Annotated in this window: 26 protein-coding genes, 3 pseudogenes and 1 riboswitch; of the genes and pseudogenes, 14 read left to right on the top strand and 15 right to left on the bottom strand. The window is 65.0% G+C overall.

Translation table 11 applies throughout. From position 1 onward, the window contains the following. Positions 1-9 precede the first annotated feature (9 nt). The 4 genes from GFS60_RS05700 to GFS60_RS05685 form a co-directional block, all read right to left on the bottom strand. Complete coding sequence (locus tag GFS60_RS05700; RefSeq protein WP_159919535.1) at positions 10-1158, bottom strand: thiolase family protein; 1149 nt, start codon at positions 1156-1158, stop codon at positions 10-12. Beyond that, positions 1158-1535 carry a Zn-ribbon domain-containing OB-fold protein gene (locus tag GFS60_RS05695; protein WP_159919533.1) on the bottom strand — a complete coding sequence of 126 codons (378 nt, stop codon included), beginning with the start codon at positions 1533-1535 and terminating at the stop codon, positions 1158-1160. The genes GFS60_RS05700 and GFS60_RS05695 overlap by 1 nt, the downstream gene beginning before the upstream one ends. Positions 1536-1572: 37 nt before the next feature. Then, entirely contained in the window at positions 1573-2361 is a 789-nt protein-coding gene (locus GFS60_RS05690) for an enoyl-CoA hydratase/isomerase family protein (protein ID WP_159919531.1), read from the bottom strand. Between the two features lie 121 nt (positions 2362-2482). Then, the gene (locus GFS60_RS05685; protein ID WP_159919529.1) at positions 2483-3622 is read right to left on the bottom strand and encodes an acyl-CoA dehydrogenase family protein; all 1140 of its coding nucleotides are present in this window, start codon (positions 3620-3622) and stop codon (positions 2483-2485) included. A 100-nt stretch (positions 3623-3722) separates the two neighbouring features. Here GFS60_RS05685 and GFS60_RS05680 point away from each other — a divergent pair, with 100 nt between their 5' ends. The 3 genes from GFS60_RS05680 to GFS60_RS05670 all read left to right on the top strand — a co-directional run bounded on the left by GFS60_RS05680 (position 3723) and on the right by GFS60_RS05670 (position 4980). After that, positions 3723-4109, top strand: a complete 387-nt coding sequence (locus GFS60_RS05680) for a hypothetical protein (RefSeq protein WP_159919527.1) — start codon at positions 3723-3725, stop codon at positions 4107-4109. Continuing rightward, positions 4093-4491, top strand: coding sequence for a hypothetical protein (locus GFS60_RS05675; RefSeq protein WP_159919525.1), 399 nt, complete (start codon positions 4093-4095; stop codon positions 4489-4491). Before GFS60_RS05680 ends, GFS60_RS05675 begins: the two co-directional genes overlap by 17 nt. A 63-nt stretch (positions 4492-4554) precedes the next feature. After that, positions 4555-4980 carry an HIT family protein gene (locus tag GFS60_RS05670; RefSeq protein ID WP_159919523.1) on the top strand — a complete coding sequence of 142 codons (426 nt, stop codon included), beginning with the start codon at positions 4555-4557 and terminating at the stop codon, positions 4978-4980. Here the strand turns inward: GFS60_RS05670 and GFS60_RS05665 are convergent. From GFS60_RS05665 to GFS60_RS39895, 4 genes are all read right to left on the bottom strand, one after another. Next, complete coding sequence (locus GFS60_RS05665; RefSeq protein ID WP_159919521.1) at positions 4919-6373, bottom strand: sensor histidine kinase; 1455 nt, start codon at positions 6371-6373, stop codon at positions 4919-4921. The genes GFS60_RS05670 and GFS60_RS05665 overlap by 62 nt on opposite strands. Positions 6374-6465: 92 nt before the next feature. Beyond that, complete coding sequence (locus tag GFS60_RS05660; RefSeq protein WP_201453592.1) at positions 6466-7158, bottom strand: response regulator transcription factor; 693 nt, start codon at positions 7156-7158, stop codon at positions 6466-6468. Positions 7159-7276: 118 nt separating this feature from the next. Continuing rightward, positions 7277-7456, bottom strand: a complete 180-nt coding sequence (locus GFS60_RS05655) for a hypothetical protein (RefSeq protein ID WP_159919517.1) — start codon at positions 7454-7456, stop codon at positions 7277-7279. A 271-nt stretch (positions 7457-7727) separates the two neighbouring features. Further along, positions 7728-7850 carry a hypothetical protein gene (locus GFS60_RS39895; RefSeq protein ID WP_268962540.1) on the bottom strand — a complete coding sequence of 41 codons (123 nt, stop codon included), beginning with the start codon at positions 7848-7850 and terminating at the stop codon, positions 7728-7730. Between the two features lie 230 nt (positions 7851-8080). Continuing rightward, positions 8081-8145, top strand: a riboswitch (guanidine-III (ykkC-III) riboswitch). A gap of 11 nt (positions 8146-8156) precedes the next feature. On the opposite strand from GFS60_RS39895, the gene GFS60_RS05650 reads away from it, so the two are divergent. From GFS60_RS05650 to GFS60_RS05620, 7 genes are all read left to right on the top strand, one after another. Next, positions 8157-8471, top strand: a complete 315-nt coding sequence (locus tag GFS60_RS05650) for a DMT family transporter (protein ID WP_159926901.1) — start codon at positions 8157-8159, stop codon at positions 8469-8471. 47 nt (positions 8472-8518) lie between these two features. After that, positions 8519-9322 carry an ABC transporter gene (locus GFS60_RS05645; protein ID WP_109327111.1) on the top strand — a complete coding sequence of 268 codons (804 nt, stop codon included), beginning with the start codon at positions 8519-8521 and terminating at the stop codon, positions 9320-9322. A 211-nt stretch (positions 9323-9533) separates the two neighbouring features. Beyond that, a complete protein-coding gene (locus tag GFS60_RS05640; protein WP_109327107.1) occupies positions 9534-9884 on the top strand; it encodes a PadR family transcriptional regulator in 351 nt (116 codons plus the stop codon). A gap of 2 nt (positions 9885-9886) precedes the next feature. Next, a complete protein-coding gene (locus GFS60_RS05635; RefSeq protein WP_159919515.1) occupies positions 9887-10279 on the top strand; it encodes a DUF1048 domain-containing protein in 393 nt (130 codons plus the stop codon). Further along, a complete protein-coding gene (locus tag GFS60_RS05630) occupies positions 10276-11070 on the top strand; it encodes an ABC transporter ATP-binding protein (RefSeq protein WP_159919513.1) in 795 nt (264 codons plus the stop codon). The genes GFS60_RS05635 and GFS60_RS05630 overlap by 4 nt, the downstream gene beginning before the upstream one ends. Further along, entirely contained in the window at positions 11067-11831 is a 765-nt protein-coding gene (locus GFS60_RS05625) for an ABC transporter permease (protein ID WP_159919511.1), read from the top strand. Before GFS60_RS05630 ends, GFS60_RS05625 begins: the two co-directional genes overlap by 4 nt. A gap of 94 nt (positions 11832-11925) precedes the next feature. Next, positions 11926-12270, top strand: a complete 345-nt coding sequence (locus GFS60_RS05620) for a hypothetical protein (RefSeq protein WP_159919509.1) — start codon at positions 11926-11928, stop codon at positions 12268-12270. 58 nt (positions 12271-12328) lie between these two features. On the opposite strand, the gene GFS60_RS05615 is transcribed toward GFS60_RS05620, so the two are convergent. Together GFS60_RS05615 and GFS60_RS05610 are read right to left on the bottom strand one after the other, a co-directional pair. Further along, positions 12329-13291 carry a ferritin-like domain-containing protein gene (locus tag GFS60_RS05615; protein ID WP_159919507.1) on the bottom strand — a complete coding sequence of 321 codons (963 nt, stop codon included), beginning with the start codon at positions 13289-13291 and terminating at the stop codon, positions 12329-12331. A gap of 697 nt (positions 13292-13988) precedes the next feature. Further along, positions 13989-14309: a MerR family transcriptional regulator gene (locus GFS60_RS05610; protein WP_109334879.1), complete on the bottom strand. Its 321-nt coding sequence runs from the start codon at positions 14307-14309 to the stop codon at positions 13989-13991. Between the two features lie 309 nt (positions 14310-14618). On the opposite strand from GFS60_RS05610, the pseudogene GFS60_RS40300 reads away from it, so the two are divergent. After that, positions 14619-14977: pseudogene (locus GFS60_RS40300) on the top strand (Sec-independent protein translocase protein TatB). Positions 14978-15056: 79 nt separating this feature from the next. On the opposite strand, the pseudogene GFS60_RS05600 reads toward GFS60_RS40300, so the two are convergent. The 3 genes and pseudogenes from GFS60_RS05600 to GFS60_RS05585 all read right to left on the bottom strand — a co-directional run bounded on the left by GFS60_RS05600 (position 15057) and on the right by GFS60_RS05585 (position 20346). Further along, a pseudogene (locus tag GFS60_RS05600) lies at positions 15057-16311 on the bottom strand (ATP-binding protein). Between the two features lie 940 nt (positions 16312-17251). Then, positions 17252-18997 (bottom strand): FAD-dependent oxidoreductase, encoded by a 1746-nt coding sequence (locus tag GFS60_RS05590; RefSeq protein ID WP_159919503.1) that lies wholly within the window; start codon positions 18995-18997, stop codon positions 17252-17254. Beyond that, the gene (locus GFS60_RS05585; RefSeq protein WP_159919501.1) at positions 18994-20346 is read right to left on the bottom strand and encodes an MFS transporter; all 1353 of its coding nucleotides are present in this window, start codon (positions 20344-20346) and stop codon (positions 18994-18996) included. Before GFS60_RS05585 ends, GFS60_RS05590 begins: the two co-directional genes overlap by 4 nt. Positions 20347-20505: 159 nt before the next feature. On the opposite strand from GFS60_RS05585, the gene GFS60_RS05580 reads away from it, so the two are divergent. The 3 genes from GFS60_RS05580 to GFS60_RS05570 all read left to right on the top strand — a co-directional run bounded on the left by GFS60_RS05580 (position 20506) and on the right by GFS60_RS05570 (position 23343). Beyond that, positions 20506-21369: a sugar phosphate isomerase/epimerase family protein gene (locus GFS60_RS05580; protein WP_159919499.1), complete on the top strand. Its 864-nt coding sequence runs from the start codon at positions 20506-20508 to the stop codon at positions 21367-21369. Beyond that, the gene (locus GFS60_RS05575; RefSeq protein ID WP_159919497.1) at positions 21366-22148 is read left to right on the top strand and encodes an SDR family NAD(P)-dependent oxidoreductase; all 783 of its coding nucleotides are present in this window, start codon (positions 21366-21368) and stop codon (positions 22146-22148) included. The genes GFS60_RS05580 and GFS60_RS05575 overlap by 4 nt, the downstream gene beginning before the upstream one ends. Positions 22149-22320: 172 nt before the next feature. Next, positions 22321-23343 (top strand): LacI family DNA-binding transcriptional regulator, encoded by a 1023-nt coding sequence (locus tag GFS60_RS05570; RefSeq protein ID WP_159919495.1) that lies wholly within the window; start codon positions 22321-22323, stop codon positions 23341-23343. A 222-nt stretch (positions 23344-23565) separates the two neighbouring features. Here the strand turns inward: GFS60_RS05570 and GFS60_RS05565 are convergent, their stop codons facing one another. Then, positions 23566-24048, bottom strand: coding sequence for a helix-turn-helix transcriptional regulator (locus tag GFS60_RS05565; protein ID WP_397518017.1), 483 nt, complete (start codon positions 24046-24048; stop codon positions 23566-23568). 15 nt (positions 24049-24063) lie between these two features. Next, positions 24064-24529: pseudogene (locus GFS60_RS05560) on the bottom strand (ISL3 family transposase); the annotation flags it as partial. Between the last annotated feature and the right edge of the window lie 24 nt (positions 24530-24553).

Genomic DNA, 24553 nt, shown 5'->3' with positions numbered 1-24553 from the left:
GGCTCTTCCTCAGACTGACAGGACGGTGCAGGCGCTGATTCCGGGGGCACCGTAGACATGGGTGAATCCGATGCGCGGGCGTCCGGGGACCTGCCGGGCACCGGCCTCCCCGCGCAACTGCGTGACGATCTCGTGTATCTGCCGGAGGCCGGACGCGCCGATCGGTTCCCCGTTCGCGATGCAGCCACCGTCGGTGTTGACCGGGATCCGTCCGCCGATCTCCGTCTCGCCCGCGGTGATTAGCTTTTCCTGTTCGCCGTGCTCGCAGAACCCGCATTCGGCCATGTGCATGATCTCGGCGCCACTCTCCGTGTCCTGGAGTTGCGCCACATCCACGTCGGACGGGCCGAGGCCGGCCTGCTCGAATGCGGCGGTGGCGGTGGACGTGCTCACGCTGGGTGGAGTTCCCTCGCCCTGTATTGCCGGACCGAATACCTCGAAGGAGCCGAACCGGCGGGTGCCGGCCGCAATGCCCCGCAGTTGTACGGGCCTTCCGCCGAGGCGCCGGACGGCAGCCTCACTCGCCACCACCACGGCCGCCCCGCCTTCGCCGGGTGAGCAGAACATGTACCGCGTCAGGGGGTCGTTGACCATGTCGGCGGCGGCGATCGCCTCGGCGGAAAGGGGTTCACGCCGCCAGGCATTCGGGTTCAGCGAGCCGTTGCGATATGCCTTCTCCGCCACGGCGGCCAGAGTGGGTGCGCTGATCCCGTGCTCGCGCATGTACCGCGCGATCTTGATGCCGAAGAACTGGGTGGTGACCATGAGACCTGCCTCGCCGTAGCCGGCGGGCAGGCCCCAGTCCTCCGGCGCCGGGTCGAAGGCGCCGCGCGGGTGTTTGTCGAAGCCGACCGCAAGTGCGATGTCGGCGGCGCCCGCGCGGATCGCGTTGACCGCCGACACCAGGGCGCTACCACCGGTCGCGCATCCGTTCTTCACGTTGATGAAGGGGATTCCGGTGAGCCCCAGCTCGGCCACCAGGGTGTCGGCGAGCCCGGAACCATCGCTGCCACCGAATGCCACCTGAATATCGGTCCACGCGATACCGGCGTCGGACAAGGCGGACGCGATCGCGTCCAGGGCAAGGCCGCGCCCGGTCTTGTCCGGCTGACGCCCGAATTTCGAGAGTCCGGCCCCGATGATCGACACAGTGGACATCAGCGGGTCTCCTTCAGATAGGCGTCGGTGGCGAACCGGGGCACCGGCACCGTGGCGACCAAGGTCACCGGTGCCCCGTCGTCCAACTCGTCGAAGTCGTGGCAGTCGAGCACGGCTTCAATCCTGATTCCGTCGGGGAGTTCGACGTATCCGACCGCGTACGGCGAGAACCCTTCCGGCGGCGGGACATACGGCGGAGATTTCGGGGCGAAACGCTGAACCGTGTACGCCCAGACCGTTCCGCGTGCACTCACGGTGAACGGTGACATTGCCGTCCCGGCGCATCTCGAGCACACACCGGTGACCGGGAACGCGACAGTCGAGCAGTGGGAGCAGCGGCTTGCTTCGAGCGCCGGTGCGGTGTGTGTCTCGCCCATCCTCATCCTCTCCCTCGGAATTCGTTGTCGGGCTCGATCAGCGACCGACCCACTTCGGCTCACGCTTTTCGAGGAAAGCGTTCACGCCTTCCCGTGCGTCCTCCGACTGCAGCGCGTTGCCGACGGCGAGGTGCTCCATCACCATGAGCGACTGGATGTCCGCGTCGAGACCGCGGTCGATGCACATCTTGGTGAGCTTCATCATGAACGGGCTCTTGTCGACGATCGGGGCGATGAACTCGGCGAGAAGCTTGTCCAGATCCTCGGCCGGCGCCGAGGCGTTGATCAGGTCGAAGTCCTCGGCCTCCTTACCGGTGAGGAGCTTGCCGGTGAGCATGAGCTCCTTCGTCTTGCGAACGCCGATCATCCGCGGCAGCCGGTAGATCGGGCCCGCCCCACCGAACAGCGCACGGCGGATGTGGAAGTCGCCGATTCGGGCGTCCTCGGCGGCGATCGCGAAGTCACAGGAGATCATCAGCTCGAAACCGCCTGCGGTGACGAAGCCTTCGAGGACCGCGACGGACGGGGTGTTCATCGAGTACAGGCGGTCGCACACCCGGGCCGACAGCACCGCGACGTCCATCGCGGTGGTGGAGCCGACGTACTTCTCGCGCAGCTCGTCGAGGTCGAATCCCGAGCAGAAGGTGCCGTCACGTCCACGCAGGACCAGCACCTTGAGGTCGGGGTCGTTGTCTACCTCCACGATGATCTCGTCGAGGCGATGCAGCAGCTCGACGGTGACCGCGTTCTTCTTGTGCGGGCGGTTGAGCCACACGCGGGCGACGTCGCCGTCCTTCTCGAGCACGATGTGGTCGGTGTCCACCATGTCGGTGTCCTTTCGAAGAATGAAACTGAACTGGATTCACTTCAGTTGTACTGGGTAGGAGTTGGTCCGTCAATAGGGGCGGAGCAAGTGGTTTCTTCTCGGCCGGTCCGGGTGGGTCGAGTCAGACCCCGACGAGATCGGCGATACGACTGCGGTGGGCCCGCGCATCACCGAGAAGCGGTTCGTCTCCGAGCGCGCGGCGAACGTAGGAATGCGCCGCATGTTCCCAGGTGAAGCCCACTCCCCCATGCAATTGCACGGCCTCGAGAGCAGTGGCAATCACGGCCTCGGTGCAGACCGCACCGGCGACAGCGGCCGGAAGCGGTGCGGCGCCGGGGTCTTCCGCGAACACCGCCGCTGCATACCGCGCCGCCGATCGGGCCTTCTCGAGCTCGACCAAAATGTTCGCGAGTCGATGCTTGACGGCCTGGAACGATCCGATCGCTCGTCCGAATTGACGGCGCTGCATGGTGTATTCCCTTGTAGTGTCGAGTAATCGGTCGATCATTCCCACATGTTCACAGGCCAGCCCGATCACCCCGAGACTCCGCAATTCTTCGACCTTGCGCCGTGCGTCGCCGGGTCCGACGAGACGTACCGCGTCCGCCGCATCGAACAGCAGATTGGCTTGCCGCCGGCTGGGGTCGATCACCGGAAGTTCCATTCGTCGCACCGACGTGGTCCGCAGATCGACGGCGTAGAGGCCAGGTCCGTCTTCGCCATGCCCGAGCAGGACCACGATATCGGCCGCACCGCCCTGCACAACATTCGTTGCACGGCCCGACACCGACCACCGGTCGTCGACTCGCGCGACATCGGCGAAATCGGTGTGCTCACCCAGCGCCGTCACGGTTGCGACGAGTTCGCCTTGCATGACCCTGCCCAGCAGTTCGTCGACCTGCGGACACCCGTCGGCAGTGAGCAGTGCACGCACTCCCAGTGTCGCGGATGGAAGGACAGGTTCGCAGACCAGCGCGCGCCCACATTCCTCGAGGACGATCCCGAGTTCGACGACGCTATAACCCAAACCGCCGCGATGCTCCGGCACCGCCAGGGCCGCGACGCTCATCTCCTTGACGAGGAGAGACCACAACTCGGGAGAATATCCGGCGTCGGACTCAGCGGCGAGACGGCTGTTTTCGAGCGTCGAATGCCGGTCCAGCAGTTGTCGAACTACGGCCCGGATGTCGTCGTGCTCGGCGACGGGCGTCATCGCCGGGGGTTCAGCCTCGGGCCATGGATGGAAGTGGTGGGTCGGCATGAAAGTCTCCTCAGATTGACGTGAGTTCAGTTTAGTTTGGCCGATGGTGTCGCGACAAGGATGCTCGACAAACCGCCGATGCCTGAACTAAGTTCATTTCATGACCGATGCACTCGTGATCGAGCAGTATTATGCGACCCTCGACAGCGGCCGAATCGACGACGCGGTGGCGCTGCTCGACCCATCGATCGAGTTCGCCATAGTCCTGCCCGGTACCGTCCGCCGCGGCTACAGCCGGGCCGACATGCTCGACTACCTGCGGGGACGCCCTCCGGTCGATCGACAGCATGTGCTGCTCCGCACGAGCAACGCCGGAGACGTCCAATTCGCTTACGGTTCCGTCGTCGAGAACGGCGTGAAGACAACCGGCTACTTCCTGGCAGCGATGCACCTCGACAGCGACGGCGCCATCGATGCGTACGAGGTGTCGTTCGATACGGAATTCAGCCTTCTCGCAAAGGAGTTGACCCATGAGAAACACGACTGACCTGAACGAGACGACGTCGCCGACTCCCGTGCTCGTCGCGTGGTTCGCAATCATGGATTCGGACGATCCCGACCGCGTCCTGGACATGATCACCCCCGATTTCCGGATGTCGGTTCAGTTCTCCACTGGGGGCGGCAATGCCGCCGAGTTCGTCGGTGATCGCGCCGGCCTGGTCGGATATCTGCAACAACGCGAGAAGAGCGTGCTGGTGCACGAGATCCTCGCCGGTGCTCGTGTGGGAGAACTCGAGCTGGCTCTGGGACGAACCACCCGGAACGGTGATTTCGAGGCCTCGTTCAACACGTCGGCACAACTCGACGATTCGGGCCTCGTGCGGAGATTGCTCATCTGCCGGACGCCGGAGATCGTGTTCCCCCTGTGAGTACTTCTTAACCGGGGATGGTTAATAAGTACTCACGGGTGGCGAAGCCGCATAATGGCGGCCATGGGATCTGTATTCAGCGCCATCATCAACGGAGATCTGCCCGGAAGGTTCGTGTGGGAGGACGAGGATGTCGTCGCGTTCCTCACCATCGCACCCATCACGCAGGGCCACACCCTCATCGTGCCCCGGAAAGAGGTGGACCACTGGCAGGAGGTCGACGGGGAGCTGTGGACCAAGGTGATGGATGTGGCCCGCATCGTCGGGCAGGCCGTGCGCCCGGCGTTCGACGCCCCCCGCGCCGGCCTGTTGATCGCCGGACTCGAGGTCCCACACCTGCATGTGCACGTCTTCCCGGCGTACGACCTCGGTGATTTCAACATCAGCAATGCAAACCCGGATCCGTCTCAGGAGTCGCAGGACGACGCTATGACGAAGCTCCGCGGCGCCCTCCGCGATCTCGGATACGCGAACAACGTTCCCGACTGAGACATGTGATCCAGAGCGCCCGGGGCAGTTCCACCCGGAAGGTGGCGCCCTCGCCCGGCCGGCTGTCGACCGTCACGGTGCCCTGGTGCGCGGCCACGAGTGCCGCCACGATCGACAGGCCGAGTCCGCTTCCCCCACTCTCTCGGGTGCGGGACGCGTCGGCTCGGTAGAACCGTTCGAATACCCGCGCAGCATCCTCTTCGCTGAGACCCGGGCCGGTGTCGGCTACCTCCAGCACGACCCGGTTCTCAGTGGTCTGCAGTCGAACCGTCACGTCCGCGGTCGCGGGAGTGTGCTTGGCGGCGTTGGAAAGGAGGTTGCCGAGTACCTGCCGCAGCCGCGCCTCGTCACCGAGGATTTCAGGGGTTCCCGGTCCGGAACCCACTTCGAGGGCGAGGGAGCGTTCGGGTGCCACCGCGCGGGCAGCGTGCACGGCGTCGGACGCCACGGACAGCAGGTCGACCGGCCGATTCTCGAGGGGCCGCTGGGCGTCGAGCCGAGCGAGCATGAGCAGGTCCTCCACGAGTAGACCCATCCGGGAGGCCTCTCCCTCGACACGGCTCATCAACCTTTCGGTGTCGGTCATCGCGCCCTGCCGATACAGTTCGGCAAAACCGCGAATCGTGGTCAGCGGGGTACGCAATTCGTGGCTGGCGTCGGCGACGAATTGCCGCATCTTCTCCTCGGAGCGGCGTGCCGACTCCTCGGACGCCTCGGTTGCGGCGAAGGCATGCTGAATCTGGGCGAGCATCCCATTCAGGGCAACCGACAACCGTCCGATCTCGGTGCGGTCGTCGCGCTCGGGGACACGCCGATGGAGGTCGCCGGCGGCGATCGCGGCGGCGGTCTCCTCGACTTCGCCGAGCGGACGCAGACTGCGGCGGACGACGAAGTAGGCGACGACGCCCAACGCGAGAAGCACCACCGCGCCGATGCCGAGTTGCAGGACCACCAATTGGTTCACCGTGTCGTCGTTCTCGGTGAGGGTCACCGCCACCGTCGTCTGGGTGCCGCTCGCCGTGGTGGTGGTGAGCACACGCCAGCGGACATCGGATCCGTCGGTGGAGCCGACCGTCATGGGACCCGAAGGGGGATCGGCGGGAATTGCGGGCGCGCTGGCCTCGTCGTTGATCTGGAAGAGCACCGTTCCGTCGGGGGACGCGGTGCGCACATAGAACGGGCTGGGTGGTCGTCCCGGGTTCGGCTCGTCCGGGGGCGGGAGGGGGCGTGATTCCCGCGGCTTGGCCCACCCTTGCGCTGCCTCGCGGAGTTGGTGATCGATCCGGCTCGTCAAGGAATTTTCGAGCGCCGACGTCACCGCGACTCCTGACGCCAGCAGACCGAGTGCCGCGAGCAGCAGCACCGCACCCACCAAGGTGACCCGCAACGGCATCGCCCGCACCCACCGCCGACCCGCGTGACCGGCCGGCGCGACAGAATTCTCTAGTGCGGGTGGGGCGGTCATCGCCGCGGTTCGCGCATCACCTACCCGACGCCCCGAAGGGTGTGGATCAGCGGCGTCTCCCCGGTGTCCACCTTGCGACGCAGGTAGGAGACGTACGACTCCACCACCCCGACCTCACCGCCGAAGTCGTAATTCCACACGTGGTCGAGGATGCGCGGCTTGCTGATAACCGTGCCTGCGTTCACCATGAAGTACCGCAGCAGGGTGAACTCGGTGGGCGACAGCGATACCAGCTCGCCCGCTTTCCATACCTCACGTGTGTCGTCGTCGAGTTCGATGTCGGCGAACGTGATGCGCGCCGATTGCTCCTCGACCGACACCTTGCCGGATCGACGGAGTATTACCCGCAGCCGTGTCACCACTTCTTCGAGACTGAACGGCTTGGTGACGTAGTCGTCGGCGCCGAGTGTGAGGCCGCTGATATTGTCTTCGACCGCGTCCTTCGCCGTAAGGAAGAGAACCGGCGCGTGCACACCATCGGCGCGTAGCCGCTGGAGCATCCCGAACCCGTCCATCCCCGGCATCATGACGTCGAGGATTACGGCGTCGGGCCGGAAGGTGCGCGCCGTATCGAGACCCGCCGTGCCGCTCGACGCGGTCGCCACCTCGAAACCCTGAAAGCGCAGGCTGACCGACAGCAGTTCGAGGATGTTCGGTTCGTCGTCGACGACGAGAACTCGGGCTTCGACGGGTTTCGCATTCACGGAACCCATCATCACGCGGAACGCTGGATCATCGCTGTCGGTTCCCTGGGAAGTTCCTGTGAGCGTCCCAGGGAACCGAGCGGGCGGGCGGTGCGGCCCCGTCGTCAGCAGACGACGAAGCCCTTGGTCAGTTGACGACGATGTTGAGGTTGAGGACTACGCCACCGAACGTCAGAATCGTGTTGGCCAGACCGAGCGTGACACCGCTGTTGAGTGCGCCGAGTAATCCGAGCATCATGTTCTCCATCATCTCCCCCTGTGCCAGGGCGGACTTCCGTGTCGAGCCGATTACGCGCGTTGCTTGCACGTTGTCGAGAACAATAGGTGAACCGTCGCAAATCTGTGGCAACACTCGCATTGGATTTTTCCAAAATTTCTCACCGAGACTTTTTCGGCGAAAAGAGCCGAGATTCGAGAGCAATGAGCAAGGATGGGAAAGTTGTGTCTCCCGCGGGCTGGGGCGCCCCGGGTACACGGCGACCCCGCCGCAGGAGACGCGGCGGGGTCGTCGATCGCAGATGGGGGTGAAAGTAGGTGTCCTGCTGTCGGTCCGACAGCAGTCGACGTCGACCGGTTTCTCAGCCGACCACGTTCAGGTTGAGAACCACTCCCCCGAACGTCCCGATAGTGTTGGCAATCCCGAGTGTGAACGCGCTGTTGATTGCGGCAAGCAGTCCGAGCATCATGATATGCCTCGTCATCGTCGGTGGAGTGCGCACGGAATTCACGCATTGTGCTCGACAATAAACAAGCAGGCCGCGATCCGCTGAGTTATTCGGCGCATTCGACGGCGTGACCCCGAACCGATAACAATGCGTTTCCCCGCCGTGTCACAAAAAGGAATCTCCGCCAAGACGAGGGAGACTTACCCGGCGTTTCCCTGCACGCGCCGACCACTGCGTTCAGACCACGGCATGAGCTTTCGGTACCGTGAAGGTCGTCGATACGACACCCGGACGAGCGCACCGTACCCGGCCAGCGACAAGACGGTGCTCGGGAGAGTTGTCATGGCGTGGATCGTGCTGGTGCTGTCGGGCGTGCTGGAGGCCGTCTGGGCCACCGCCCTCGGTCGGTCCGAGGGGTTCAGCAAAATCAGTCCCAGTGTCGTATTCGTCATTGCACTGGTCCTCAGCATGGCGGGACTGGCCTTCGCGATGCGTACTCTGCCGACCGGGACGGCATACGCAGTCTGGGTGGGAATCGGCGCTTCCCTTACCGTCGGCTTCGCGATGGTGACCGGCGCCGAAAACACATCGCTCGTCAAGATTCTGCTGGTCGCTGCCATCGTGGCGTGCGTCGTGGGACTCAAAGTCCTGCACTGAGCGCCCGAGCCGCGAAATGCTTGTGTGTCGCGGGTTACAGTAACCGTATGAACGTGGTCTCGTTGCTGGCCCTCCCGGTGCGCGCCGGACTTGCGGCGGCCGATGTCGGACTCGGAATCGCCGAAGCCACCTTGGCAACGGTGCGCACAGCGGTAGCAGGCACCGGAGTGGTCACCGGCATGGGCGCTTCCGGCAGCCCGCTGCAGATGATCAGTCAGCTGTCCTCACTGGCGGCGAACGACAGGCCACTCGGACAAGCACTCCAGCCCGGAGGACCCCTCGATCGACTGCTTGCTCCGGGCGGCCCGGTCGACCGGCTGACCTCCGAAGGCGGCACCCTCGAACGACTCCTCGAACCCGGCGGACCGCTCGACCGAGTGCTCGCGAAAGACGGCCCACTCGACCGCGTTCTCGCCGAAGACGGCACGCTCGAGCGTCTACTCGCCAAGGATGGACTGCTCGACCGTCTCACCGCCGAGCAAGGCCCCCTCGAACGACTCACCGCCGCCGACGGCGCCGTCGAGCGACTCACCGCACAGGGCGGCATCGTGGACCGCGCGCTGGCCGAGAACGGGATCCTCGACACGCTGCTGTCCGAGGGTGGCGCCTTCGAACGGCTGATCGCCGAGGGCGGACCGCTCGACCAGATCGTCGCACTCTCGGAGACCTTGACCGCACTGGCGCCGAATCTCGAGCGGATGAGCGCGAGCATCGATCTGCTGCAGGACACGGTCGCGGTTTTGAGCGCAGCCGTCGGCCCCCTGGGGGAACTCGCCGGCCGCCTTCCTGGACGCTGGCTCAAGGGCAAGGGCGATCGACCGGGCATCGATTACACGCTGGGTCCTGCCTGACGCGTTCGCAAAAACATCTCGCCCTGCCATCCGACAGGTAGCTGACGGCGGGGCTGCTCTTGCGCGTCGAACGTCAACGCCCGCAGTCGCCGGAGCCTCAACGCGCCACACCTCCTTCCGGATTCGTTGCATCAACCCTCTTGCGCGAACGGTATTCAGCGTTACTATCTAGCGGTAGTCATTAACACTGAGTAGTCGGAAGGAGGGTCCGATGGGCAAGCAGATGACCGAGATGCTCAAGGGCACGCTCGAGGGCATCGTCCTGGCGATCCTGGCCGCGCGGCCGGCGTACGGCTACGAGATCACCGCGCGACTTCGCGAGCAGGGTTTCTCCGAGATCGCCGAGGGCACCATCTACGCCCTGCTGGTCAGGATCGAGCAGCGAGGTCTCGTCGACGTGGAGAAGGTCCCGTCCGAGAAGGGTCCGCCGCGCAAGGTGTACTCGCTCAACCCACATGGTGGCGGGTACCTCCAAGAATTCTGGAAGACGTGGACCTTCCTCGCAGAGCGGATCGACCAGCTCCACCAGCACATCGAACACCCACGAAGCGAAGGAGAGTAATCATGGCCGCACGATGGATCGAGCACATCACGGGTTCGTTCGAGGACAAGAAGCGCTGGCGCCGGTACAAGGCCCGCAAGGAACAGCTCCCCACGAGCTACCGAACCGGGATCGACGGGATCGAACGCTACTTCATGTACGCCGGATCGATCGTCAAGGGCGATGTGCTCATGCAGATGCTCGAGGACCTCGCCGACCTGATCGAGCGCGCCGCCGCCGACGGCACCCCGATCCGCGACATCGTCGGGGACGACCCAGTCGAGTTCGCAGACACATTCATCCAGAACTACTCGGACGGCCAATGGATCAACAAGGAGCGCAAGCGTTTGACGGACGCCCTCGACAAGGCCGCCGACGAGGGCGTGAACGCGCCGGAAACGGAGAACCGGCCATGACCACCCATCAGGCGCTCGAACCCGCGATCCGAGTGCGGGGCATCGTGAAATCGTTCAAGGATTTGCAGGTGCTGCGGGGAGTCGACTTCGATGTGACGGCGGGGAGCATCTTCGCGCTGCTCGGCTCGAACGGTGCAGGCAAGACCACGCTGGTGCGAATCCTGTCAACGCTGTTGAAGGCCGACGCGGGCACCGCCACGATCCACGGCTTCGACGTCGCGGCGAAACCGGGCGACGTACGCGAGTCGATTAGCCTGACAGGCCAATTCGCCGCGATCGATGAAGTGCTCACCGGCCGGGAGAACCTCGTGCTGGTCGCCAAGCTGCGCCACCTGAAGAATCCGGGTGCGATAGCCGACGACATGCTCGCCCGCTTCTCGCTCACCGAAGCGGGGAACCGCAAGGCGACGACGTACTCGGGTGGCATGCGACGCCGGCTCGACATCGCAATGAGCCTGATCGGGAACCCGCCGATCGTCTTCCTCGACGAACCCACCACCGGGCTGGACCCGCAGGCCCGGATCGAGGTGTGGCAGACGGTCAAGGAACTCGCCAGGACCGGCACGACCGTGCTGCTGACCACCCAGCACCTCGACGAGGCCGAGCAGCTCGCCGACCGCATCGCAATTCTGCACCAGGGCATCATCATTCAGAACGGCACCCTCACCGAGCTCGAGCAACTCCTTCCGCCCGCCAAGGTCGAGTACATCGAGAAGCAGCCCTCCCTCGAGGACGTCTTCCTCGCCCTCGTCGGTGACACCACCGTCCCGGCAGGAAAGGAAGCCCGATGACCACCCATGTCCTCGGCGACACCGGCGTCCTCACCGGCCGCTCGCTGCAGCACATCCTCCGCAGCCCCGACACGATCGTCACTACCGCGGTCACCCCGATCGCGCTGATGCTGCTGTTCACCTACGTATTCGGCGGCGCGATCGACACCGGATCCGACCAGTCGTACGGCACCTACATGCTCCCCGGCATCTTGCTCATCACGATCGCGTCCGGCGTCGCGTACACCGCGTACCGGCTGTTCCTCGACATGCAGGGCGGCATATTCGAGCGCTTTCAATCCATGCCGATCGCGCGCTCGAGTGTGCTGTGGGCGCATGTGCTCACGTCCTTGGCCGCGAACCTGGTCTCGGTCACGATCGTCACCGGCGTCGCGCTGATCATGGGTTTCCGCACCGGAGCATCCGTGGCTGCCTGGCTCGCGGTCGTGGGCATCCTGGTCCTGTTCACCTTCGCATTAACCTGGATCGCCGTGATTGCCGGGTTGTCGGCGAAGACGATCGACGGCGCGAGCGCGTTCAGCTACCCGCTGATCTTCCTGCCGTTCATCAGTTCGGCGTTCGTGCCTACCGACTCGATGCCCGGACCGGTCGCATGGTTCGCCGAGAACCAGCCCGTGACTTACGTCGTGAACACCATCCGAGCCCTGTTCGCCCAGCAACCCGTCGGCACTGACATCTGGATCGCTCTCGGGTGGCTGGTCGGCATCCTCGTTGTCGCCTACGCCTTCGCGACCGCCATCTACCGGCGCAAGATCAGCTGAGCACGAGGTCTTCCGCGGAAGACCCACGCCGACTCCCCCAATCGAGGGGAACCGGCCGATACGGCGTCGCCGGCGGCTCTGGTAAGTATTTCGCATGACCCGAACCATCGTTGCGCTGCTGATCCCTGCCGTCCTGTTCCTGGGAGCGTGCAGTTCCGAATCGACCGACACCGACACCGAGGTGAGCGCAACCACCGAAGCGGCGGAGGCGGCGGCCGCCGACCTTCCCGCCGTCGCCGACCTGTGCGCCGGCCTGCTCCAGTACGCGAACAGCGCCGAAGCCCGAGCGCAGCAGAGCGGCGAACCGTTCGACCGCACGAAGGCTCTGAGCGACCTCTTCGACCAGTCGGCCCTCACCCCGGAATGGAAAGACGCCCCGCAAGAACGTAAGGATCAGATGGTCAAGGCCTACGACGCTGCCAAAACCGGCACCTGCTGACCTCACCGACAATTCCGCCGGCCCCCTGTGGGGACCGGCGGAATTCTTCTGAAAATCGTCAGCGAATGCCGGCGACTTCCTGCGCGATGGACGCGAGATGGGTTTGGGCGGCGGAGACGATGCCGTGCCGATTCTTGTGCGCTTCCTCGTAGGCGACGACCGTGCGCACATCGGCGGGATCGGTGAGTTCCCTGATCTCAGCGACGGCCTGCGACACGTTCAGGTCGTCGTAGTCGTCGATCGGAAGCTCACCCGGATCCACGACACCACCCGCGGCGCGAGCCGAATGGATGGCGTCGGCGACACCGCTTGCGCCTTCCCGGCGGGTCACACTCTCCGCAGTTTCGAGGGCGGCATCACGCGAGGCGGACAACGTCTTGACTGCGACATCGCCGGCGTGAGCGCCGCGGCTGAGCAACGCACTGAGCAGGGGCGGTGTGGTGCGGGCCGTGTCCAATGCTCGATCGATTCCGCGCGCCGACCAGGTGACCGGGACGTTGAGCAGCCGAATCGTGCTTCCGGCAGCGGCCTGGAACGGCGTGCGCCGCAGCGCTGCCGGGCCGCCGAGCGCATCCTCGGCCAGAACGGTCGAAAGCCAGTCCACGGTTGCGGAATGCGCTGTGATCAGTCGGTCCGCGAGACCGACGACTGCCGGCTCCTTCGCGACGGTGGCGAGCGCCTTGATGTAACGCGCACGGTCGAGGAGTTGATGTTCGAGGGCCAGGTCGCCCAGGAGTGCCTCGTCGAACGGCTGCGCCTGCTCGGCCATCGCCTTGAGCACGGCAGCCAGCCGTCCGAGGAAGGGCCCGATAACCTCGGGCACACCGCCGAGGTCGCGGATTGCCCGTTCGATGGCCTCGGCGCGCTGACGTCCGTTTGCGGCGTTCTCCGTGAGTTCGCGGCGAACAGCCTCGGTGCGCGCCTGGGCGATGCGGGTCTCTGCTACCTGGATTTCGGTGTTGGTGAGGTCGAGAACGGCACGCAACTGAGTGATCAGCGTTGCGGTGGTGGTGCTGGTCATATATTTCTCCTTCGATAGCTGATGTGGCGGACGAATATCGGTCAGATCACGCTCGAGATGAGAAATGCGGCCAGAATCACTCCAATCAGTACAGAGGTGGCAGTAGCGGCGGCAAGTACCACCGAACCGGTCACAGTCGCCGCGGGTACGGCTGCAATGAGGCCTGCGGTCAACGCGGTTCCCACCGAGAAGCGCCGGTCGGGCGTTCCGTGGGCAGTCTTTGCGTGCCGGGAAGTGTGAGGGCGGAAAACGTCATGTGCGGCGAGAGTCATGGTTCAGGTCCCGTCTTGCGTCGAGTCTGGGCCAGAGGTCTTCGGGCTGACACACCGGAACTGGCGTTTCCGGTGCGACGCCGGCCGCGGCCTTCTACACGGCCAGCGTGTCGCTGTTTCACCGCCGACGCAATGTTGCTCAGTAACTTATCTGCTCCGGCGGATATAGATTTTATCGTATCGGTTAACGACAGAAGTTCAACCCCGCGACGCAAACTCAGCGCGACATCCGGCTGGAGTCGACTCCGAAAACACTGAATGACCAGGCAGAATAGACAACCCCACGCATCTCAGCATTCGAGATGTTTTTGTGATCTGCAGTGTCACGCATAACGGAAAAGCCGCTGGACGCTCGAAAAAACGGCCCGCAGAACCGTCCAGTGACGATTACTGGTTGTCGGTTCGATCGATCGCGTACCGCCGTTTCAGGCGGTTGCCTCTTCACGTTCGACCTTCAGGCGGTCGCCTCCATGTTCAGCCGAGTGCAGACGACCCAGAAGTTCAGCGTTCTCCGCTTCGAGGTCGAGAATCCGCTGTATGCCCGGCAGGTTGATGCCGGCTTCGATAAGTTCGGCGATGCGTCCGAGGCGAACCAGATCTTCCTCGCTGTAACGACGGGTTCCGCCGCTGGTCCGCGCGGGCGTCAGCAATCCGCGCCGTTCGTACAGCCGCAGTGTTTGCGGCCCGATTCCGGTCAACTCCGATGTGACCGCTATTCCATACACCCCGCGACGCGACCGGGGCATGACATCCAACACCACAAGTGGCTCCCTTCTTCTCAAGGAACCCCACGATGTTAACAGATGAATGAAATGAATCTGCGACCGCGAGCATAGATTTTTGCTCGCTTGCGCGTTGCCGCCCGTCAGTCGTCCGCCAAAGTAGGTGAGCAGACTGCCGAGATCGGCGAGTGGATCGCCCAGGGTGCATCAACGTCGACCACGCCATCGCAGGCGGTGACCGGCTGGTCGGATACAAACTCGGCAATATCGCGAAGGTCATGCAGGAAGCCTTCGGCCTCGGCCAGCCCGACTATCCTGCTCGTCGCCGCGCTGATGATCCTCGGACCGGAACGGCTTCCCGGGGCCATCGGGTGGGTATTGAGGTCGCTGCGGCAGGTCCGTGACTACGCCACCGGAGCCAGCACACAACTCGAGGACGCGCTGGGACCAGCATTCGAGGACTTACGTAAGGCGCTCGCCGATCTCCAGCAGTGGGGGGCATGACCCCGAAGACCGTGATCACCACGCACCTACTCGACGGCGACGACTCCATTTTCAACACAAACCACGGCCCTTCCTGTCCGGAACCACACCGGCGCACACGAACCAGCCGCACAGCGACGCCTCGGCGGACGAACACCCCCGACAGCCAACGACACCACATAGGGTTCAACCGACCCTGCCCTACTTGATGATTGACCGGACTGTGCCGCCAACGAATCACACCGTGCGGATGCCCAACCTACCGCGCTGCACACCTTCAGCTAAGCATCAGCTTCGGGCGAAGTGGGCGATATCCACAGTGAATGCGTCGAGCATTTCCGGGGTCAGGGTCGGACGCATCGCACCGATCACCCCCAGATAGTCCTGCGTACCGGCGTGACAACGTTCCCCGGTATCGATACTGCACTCGAACGTCGTCTGCGCGACCATCCGTGCCGCATGCGCCACATCCGCGGGAGTAAAGCCCGCCGACGCGGCCACCCACGCCGGAACATTCACCTCCTCCCCCACCAGATACCGCTCCCACAACGCATGCCGGGCCTGCTCATCCGGTGCCCCGATAGGCAACACGTAATCGAACCGCCCGTGCCGCAAGAATGCGTCATCAAGGTCACGCACCGAGTTCGTCGCGCACACCAGAAGCCGCCCCGTCCGCTCCCGGAAACCGACAATCGACTTCAACAACTCGTTCACCACTCCCACCGAATCCGACTCCGGCCGGCGCCGGGCCGCCACCTCCTCCACCTCGTCGATGAAGACGACCACATGATCGAGTTCGGCCATCGACCCGAACATCTCCCCGATCCCCGCAGCCAAACCGCGCCCATTCGAGGCCAATCGCGACGGAAACAGCTCGACGAACGGCCACCCCAACCGGCTCGCGATCGCCCGCGCAAACGTGGTCTTCCCCGTCCCCGGCGGCCCGAACAGCACCACCGCCCGCGGCGGCACCACCCCGTGCTCGGCGGCGAGCACCGACCGCGACAACGGCAGCACGATCCGCCGCTCGATCAACGTCTCCTCCTTGCTCATCCCGGCCACCTGCCGCCGCAACCCCGCAGGTGGGACCGCCCCACCGAGCCGCGCCAGCACCCCCGCCGTCCGCGGGGACACCGTTCCCACCTTCTCGTAATAGGTGATGCCCGCCCGCGCAGTGAACCCGGAATTGGTCAAGGCGCCCGCACCGGTCTCCCGTCCGGGAGCAGAGCACTCACCCGCCGCACCCCCTTCGCCAGCAACCGGGGCTCGAGTTCGGCGATCAGTGCGCTCCCCAACCCCAGTCCCCGCCATTCCGGATCCAGGGAGATCCGGAGAATCCAGGCACGATCCTCATCCACCCGGCTCACCGCGGCACCGATCACCCGATCACCGGCCACCGCCACCGGATGCCGCCCCAGCAGACCGGTCACCATGTCCGACATCGCGACACCGGACGCTGCGGGGTCGACGGAGAGGTCGCATCCAGCTGCACAACCGATTCCAGATCCTCACGCACGAAATCGCGAATAGCCCAACCATCCATCGACGGCCTCCCGACACTCGTCAGCCAGCGCGCGTCCTCGCCACGACCTCGCCACACCGAGAATTCGGTTCGCGCTGGTCAACGAGCATAAACCCCAAAGCCGCAGCGGTCACCACCCAGCACCGCCACAACACTGAAGCCCGGTCGATCTGCCGGGCCCGATCGCCGAACCTGCTCTCCTCCCGATGAGCGATCCCAGCGCATCTCGGTGGACGAGACAGATGCAACTTCGGCTGCACCGACGGGCCAGGTGATTGACGCATTCGTCGTCCCGGCGTTCGAGCACCACCACCGCGGACGCAGTGGTCGGGACACCGCCTCGTTGGCCGCGTGCAGACTGACTTAGCGCGAGCTCGCGACCAACCTTGCCAGGGTGCATACCGGCCTTCTACCCGCGCTGACCTCCACGTAAATTTCTCGGGTCTGCAGGACCGTCATCCGTCTGAGTTGCCGGTTCGCCGGTGAGGGTACGAGTTGGCCAGCTCGCGTATCTCATCCTGGGCACAGTTCGATTCGGCGATCACCTGCCACAAACGCTCTGTGAATCGGCGCTTTGTCATGCCGAAGTGCACCAGGATTTCCTCCTCCGTAGCACCCCCGTACGGCGCCCACATCTTTGCGAACTCTATGAGGTGCTCCGCCTCGGTATCGGGATGGCCGCGTGTGCGGTTGGCTTCGATCCAAGCCGCGCGGCGCCTCTGGCGCCACAAGCGATACTGGCGAGAGTTCATGAGGTTAATAATCCGATCCGGACTGAGGAGGCCCCTCGCATCAGCGAGGGAAAGGCTTGGCGCCCAACGACAATGAATTTCCATGGTGCCGCGGCAAGCGGTGCGAGTGTGGTGCGCTACCCCGTCGGACGGTCTCGACCCTGGTCAGCCAGGGCTGCCTCTCCCGCGTCGGAGGGTAGGCCTTCCCACCAAAAACTGGCGCCAACCGATTATGCGCGACGGTCGGTTGGGTTGCCCCACAACACCTGTAGGTCCATGACACCTGTTGCGTGTCGTGCGGCGATGTAGCCGAAGGTCATCGCCGGGCCGATGTTGATGCCGCCCGCGGGGTAGTGACCGCCCATGACGCTCGCCTGGTCCGAGCCCACAGCATACAGGCCGGCTATCGGTGTGTCGGATTCGTCGAGCACACGCGCGGAAGCGTCGGTGACAACACCGGCAAAGGTACCGAAGCTCCCCGGCACGACCTTGACAGCATAAAACGGACCTTTCTCCAATGGTGCGAGTGAGGGATTCGGGAACGGGTTGTCCGGATCCCCGGAGCCACGGTTGAACATCGTATCGCCGCGGTGGAATTCGGGGTCCTGTCCGCGTCGGGCATTATCGTTGAACAGTGCGACCGTGGACTGGAGTTGGTCGGGGTCGATCCCGCATTGCTGAGCCAACTCGGTGAGAGTGCGCCCCTTCTTCAGATAACCCGAGCGCAGGTAGGGCCAGATCGGGATGGGGCGCGGCTTCGACATACCCAACGGATACAGACGCTGAAAGCGGTGATCGCAAACCAGCCAGGAGCACACTTCCTGCCCGTCGGGAACGGCGTCGACCATCGCGGTGGTGTAATCGTGATATCCGTCGGCCTCGTTGACGAACCGCTTACCCGACGCCAATACCCCTATTACCCCGGGCTTTCCGCGGTCGAGGATGTGCGGGAACACCCCAGTTTCGCCGTTACGGTACGGCACCAGCGACACCGGACAGTAGGCGACCGGCGAGGCCAGGGTGGTGTCGAGTCGGCCACCGGCAGATTCGGCGAGCGCAATCCCGTCGCCGGTGGTGGTGTCGGGGACCAGGGTCCAGTGTTCACGCCCGGTCGGGGTGCGCGGGAAGTACTTTTTGCGCATGTCGATGTTGCTCGGGAAACCTCCTGTCGCGAGGATCACGCCCCGGGCGGCGTGGACGGTAACGACGCCGTCGGGGCAGTCGAGTTGCGCCCCGGTCACCGCCCCGGAGTCGTCGGTGATCAGCGTGCGCGCCGACGACGAAACGCGGATGTCGACGCCGAGTTCGTCGGCCGAGGCCAGGAGCCGGCCGATCAGGGCGGTGCCGTTGACCAGTTGCATGCCCTTGCGTGCGGTGGCCAGGTCGATGATGTGCCGGGTGACGCGGCGGGCCGCGTGCGCGAAGGCCTTCGGGGAGCGGGTGGCGTGCAGAAACGCCTGGAGGTCGGGCCCGGCCATGATTCCCATGCCGAGGAACGAGGTCTCGTAGAGCTGCCAGCGCAGCTTCGCCCGGACGGGGGCGGGAATCTGGTAGGCGTCGATCGGCCGGGGTGCCACCGATCGATGTCCGGTTCCGGCGCCGGGGGTGCCGCCGTGAATATCGGCGATGGTGGTGCCGGGTACGAACTGCAGCCTGGTCTTGTCGTGGAAGAACCCGACCATGCGCGGCGCTTGCGCCAGGAACGCATCGACCTTGGCGGCGTCGAAGTTCGTACCGAGCCGGTGCTGCAGGTAGGTGCGCGGCAACTCGACGTCCTCGTCGATGCCGTCGGCGCGCGCGAGGGGGTTGCGCGGGGCCCACATCCATCCGCCCGACCAGGCGGTGGCACCGCCGCAGACGTCCGCTTTCTCCGCGACGATGACTTTCGCGCCGTGGTAGGCGGCGGTGACCGCTGCAGCGAGGCCACCGGCTCCGGCACCGATGACGAGCAGATCGCACGAGAGGGTGTCGGTCATCGCCGGCCCTGCCCGGTCCACTTGTACGACCACAATCCAGCCGCGAGTGCCATGAGGGACGCGGCGGTAAGCAAGATGGCTACTGGAGTCCAGTCTCCGCTGTCGCCGAGTAGTGCGGTGGCGGTCAGGGGCACGAAGCCACCCACGGCTCCGGCGACGGCGTAGCCGAAGCCTGCCCCGCTGTAGCGGATGCGGGCGTCGAACATGTCGGTGAACCAGGTTTGCTGCACCGACGCGGAGATGTTGTGCCCGAGGTTGATCAGGATGAAGAACCCGACGATCATCATCGGCATCGATCCGCTTTCGAGAGCGGAGAAGAACGGGATCCCGGCCGCGGCCGCGCACAGCGGGCCGACGACGTAGAACCAGCGGGCACCGAACCGGTCTGCGAGTAGTCCCCACAGCGAGGTGGTCGGTACGGCGAGGACGAGTGCGACCATCGACGCGGTCAGCACGCTACTCGGCGGAGTGTCGGTGTAGTTCTTGACGTAGACCAGGGAGAACGTGAAGCCGATGTAGAAGGTGCTCTGGTCGACCAGGCGCATCCCGATGATTGCGAGGATCTGCTTGGGGCTGGTCCTCAGGGCCTCGAGCAGCGGTGCGGTCTGCTTCTTCTTCGTCTCTTCGAGTTCGGCGAACACCTTCGATTCGGGAACGCCGCTGCGGATCCAGAGCCCGACGAGGGCGAAAAGGATGCTGACCAGGAACGGCAGACGCCACCCCCATGTATCGAACTGCTCCTCGGTGGTCATGTTGGCGACGATCGAGAACGCCAGGGTGCCCAGAAGCAGGCCGAGGAACGATCCGATCTGCACCCCGCTGGCGAGGAAGTTCCGCCTGTTTGTCGGCGCGTTCTCCACGGCCATCAGGGCAGCTCCACCCCATTCGCCGCCCACGGCGATGCCTTGCACCGCGCGCAGGCTCACCAGCAGGATCGGGGCCGCGATGCCGATGGCGGCGTAGCTGGGCAGCAGACCGATGGCGGTACTGGCCAGGCCCATGATCAAGATGGTGATCACCAGCATCTTCCGGCGGCCGACCCGGTCACCGAAGTGCCCGAAAATCGCTCCGCCGATCGGGCGGAAGACGAAACCGACCGCGAACGAGCCCAGCGAGGCGAGAACACCAACGGTCGGATCCTCGGAGGGGAAGAACATCGGCCCGAACACCAGGGCGGCGGCCGTCCCATACAGGAAGAAGTCGTACCAGTCGACGATCGCGCCGACCGTGCTGGCCATCGCTGCCCGTCGCGAGCCGGTCGGCGGCGATACGGGGGCCTCGCCATCGACCGGACTGGTGCGGCTGGTGGCCGAACAAGGTTCCGAGGCTGGAACATTCGAAACAGTCATGGGTGGGGTTCCTTCTTGGAAGTGAAGTGCGAGCCGAAGGCAGGTTGCGACTGAGGGGGCACAGTGCTTGAATGACTACGTAGTAAATTTGTGATTCACAGCATAAGTAGGGCGCAGCTGTCCGTCAACTCCCCTTCGAAAGCGCGCAAAGGACCGTTCATGACACGACCCATCGGGCTGGCCCATCTGTCGGCTCTGCATCTCCCCCCTCCCGAGTTGGTCGAGGCCGCGGCCGACTGCGGATTCACCTCCGTCGGGGCGCGGGTGCATCCCGCTACCGCGTCGGAGACCCGGTACCCCATGGCCGCTGGCTCGCCGATGTCAGCGCAGACACGGACCCGTCTCGACAGCACCGGTGTGAGCGTGTTCGATGTCGAGGTGTTCACCCTGGACGGAGTCCGCGGCCGTGACCAGTGGATGCCGGTGCTCGAGGCCGGAGCCGTTCTCGGGGCACGGGTGCTCAACGTGATCGGCGGTGACGACGACCGGCATCGGCTGACCGATTCCCTGGCCGCGCTGGTGCGCGATGCCCACGAGTTCGATATCACCGCCTCGATCGAGCCGATCTCGTATCAAAAGGTCGACACCTTCCGCGCCGCCGCTGCCGTGGCGGAACAGACCGGGTGCGGGATCATGCTCGACGTCCTGCATTTCGTCCGTGCCGGGGGCACCGTCGGCGACCTCGCGACCGCTCCACAGGGAGCGATACAGGTAATCCAGTTGTGCGACGGTCCCGCCGCGGTCCCGCACCTCGAGGCGCCGACGCGGATGCCCCTCGGTCAGGACACCAATGGGTCCGACCGCCAGATCGAATCACGCGCTTCCCGTCAGGTGCCCGGAAAGGGCGCGTTTCCCCTGATCGAGATCCTCGCGGCGCTCCCCGGCGTCCCGGTCAGCGTGGAAGTTCCCGACGTCACCTTCGTCGAATCACACGGCATCACAGAACATTTGCACAGACTCATGACCGCAACACAACAGGTGGTTGTGACCACCGACACCGAACGAACGGACGCCCTTCGATGACCGCAGTTGACACCACCCCCTTCCTGCACGTGACCACCGCCGACCCCTCGACGTTCTATCCCGGCCGATTCGCCGGCCGCGTCATCCTCGTCACCGGCGCCGCCGGTGGCCTCGGATCGGCGGCCGTGGACCGGCTCATACGCGAAGGCGCGTCGGTGGTGTGCACCGACGTCGTCGGTGACGGCGACGGAACGGACCGCGACATCGCGGCTCTCGATGTGACCGACCGTGCGGCCTGGGACGAGACGGTCGCCCGAGTGTTGGTCACCCATGGCCGCCTCGATGGCGCACTCTTCGCGCACGGCATCCAGGGACCGGAAACCACGATCACGGCCATGCCCTTCGAGGGCTGGTCGAAGACCATGAGTGTCAACCTCGACGGCTGCTTCCACGGCCTCGCCGCACTACTTCCCACACTGACCGAGCAGGGCTACGGCCGGGTGGCCATCTTGTCCTCGATCTCGGCTCGGGAGGGCAATCCCTTCCAGGCCGCCTACTCCGCATCGAAAGCGGCCGTGGTGTCCCTAATCAAAACTGCCGCCAAGGAGGTCGCCACACACAACGTCACCGTCAACGCGATCGCACCCTCGATGATGCACACCCGCATGCTCGACGACCTCAGTCCCGAACGCAACGCCGCACTCCTCTCCCGGGTTCCCATGGGCCGGGTCGGCAGCACAGCAGAATTTTCCGCCCTGGCGACCTGGCTACTCTCGACCGAGGCCAGCTACGTCACCGGACAGACACTGGACCTCAGCGGTGGCCGGAACACCGCCTGACAGATGGGTAGCCGCATCCGGGTCGGCCCGGCACCGCTCTCGGCCGGGCCGAACCGGAGGTACGGACGTTGCCAGCGCATACTTCGACGCCGACCACACGGCACCACCCCCAGGCCTCGGAGCCCGCGACGGCGTCATCCGAACCCGACCCCCCATTGGGTATGATCCGCACGTGGTAACCAGTGTCGATCTCGCCGCCTACCTGGGACTGAGCCAGTCGACAGTCTCCCGTGTCATGCGAGGAGATCCCGCCGTCGCCGAGCGGACGACCAAACGGGTTCTCGCCGCAGCACGGGAACTTGGTTACGTCCCCAACTCGGCAGCGCGCAGCCTGGTCACCAGACGTGCCCGGGCGATCGGTGTCGTGGTCGCCGATCTGAAGTCGCCGTTCTACCCGACGGTCGTCGACGCCATTCAACACCGTCTCAGCGAACGCGGTTATCGAATGGCCCTTATTCGCGACCCGGACGTCCCTGAGGGCGTCGACAGCGTGGACGTGCTCGATCCGGCGACAGTGGACGGCATGATCTTCGTTTCCGCTCGCCGAGAATCCCGCACCGTACGCCGAGTCCTGGAACGAAACACCCCCGTGGTGCTCCTGAGCCGCGACGATCCCACCCTGTCTCTCGAAGTGGTCCTCTCCGACGACGAGGGCGCTGGCGAGCTGGTGATCGACCACCTGACCGCACTCGGTCACCGCGACATCGCGATACTGTCGGTACCGCGCGACCGCACCAATGGTGCCGCCCGCGAAGACGGCGCCCGGCAAGCACTCCAACGCCGTGGTATCGCCCTACCCGACCACTACATCCGGCGAGCAACCATGACTCACCAGCACGGTGTGGACATGGCGACATCACTGCTGTCGATGGACCACCCACCCACTGCGATCTACTGTGTCACAGACGAATTGGCGTTTGCAGCATTGGACGCGGCCGCACGCCTCGGCGTGTCCGTACCCGCCGAACTGTCCGTGGTCGGCTTCGACGATTCACCACAAGCACGGTGGGCAATGATCAACCTCACCACCGTTCACCAGCCCATCGAGGACATGGCCGCCGAAGCGGTCCGACTCCTCCTCGCCCGACTTGATGACAGCGCACCGGAACAGCCAAGCAAGCGAGTCTTCCCGGTCAGTCTCCAGGTGCGAGGTACCACCGGACCGGCCCCCCAGTGCGCGGCGTCCACGGGATAAAACGGCAACAGCAGGTGCGCCAGCTCACCGAAAACGGTTAAGGCTGCGTTGGTTCGACATTGCCAGGTTAAGTCTCCCACTTACGATCGGCAATCCCGGACCAGAACGCGGAACCGCTTCTGCCACGCGAACGATGCGCGGGTACTGATCATGACTGCTGTCCTTTGGGCCCTGTGCAGTGGCTTGCCGTGATCGGTGCCTATTCAGATGTTCGATGTGGGACTACCTGCGCGCTGCTCTCAACGTTTGGGAGGGTGTTTCGCCGAACTTGCGCTCGTAGTGGTTGGCGAAGCGCCCCAGGTGGTTGAATCCCCAGTTGAAGGCCACGTCGCTGATCTTCGTGGTCTCGTCGCCTCGTTGGAGGTCCGCGCGCACGCCGTCGAGGCGTATCTGCCGGATGTAGGTGGTCGGGGACATCCCGAACTGCTCATTGAAGAGGTTCTGCAGTTGGCGTGCGCCGACGCCGGCGATGACCGCGAGATCACCGATGGTGTACTGAGAACCGGGGAAGGCCTCGATGTGGTCGAGGACCTTCTGCCACACCGCGGTGGTCGTGACCGCCGATCCGATCCTCGAGATCGAACCCGAGCGGGTCGTCGTCCTCGGCATCGACGAGACCCGACACGGGAAGGCTAAGTGAGAGACCTGCCCCGACACCGGACAACGGTCGTGGGTGGATCGGTGGGACACCGACCAGGTCGGCATAACCCGGACGTCGGAATAGAATCGGTCGACGATGATCTCGGCGTTCGGGAGCGCCTCGCGCACCGCCTTGGCATAGACGCCGGACAGGTCGATGGTGACGTGGGTGATCTGCCGCCACCACTGCTCGTTGCGCTGGTGGAGCCAGCCGATCACCGTCGTGGAGTTGCGTCCGTTGACCTGGGCGAGCAGGCCCTGGTCGCCGGCGATGTCGACCAGGCCGATGTCCCACCGGTCCACCCACCGACGGGTTCCGGTGATCGGGTCGGTTTCCCATTTCGCCTTGCCGCGGTGGGGTCTCGTCGATGCCGAGCACCCGCACCGGGGCCGGTGGGGTGTCGAGTGCGGTGACGGCGACGGTGTCGACCCGACCGTGGACGGTGTGCCACCCGCACCGGTACTCGGCGGCGACGGCGGCCACCGAGCGGTCGCCGTCGAGGACGGCGGCGGCCATCATGGTCTTCGCCCGCGGGGTGACCCGGGCGGCTGGGGATGGCCGTCCTCGGTT

Origin of the sequence: Rhodococcus sp. WAY2 (assembly GCF_009859915.1) — a bacterium.
In the GTDB taxonomy this organism is placed as follows: Bacteria; Actinomycetota; Actinomycetes; order Mycobacteriales; family Mycobacteriaceae; genus Rhodococcus_F; species Rhodococcus_F oxybenzonivorans.
Note: the sequence above shows the minus strand (reverse complement) of the source record. Positions and strands in the feature narration are given on the sequence as shown.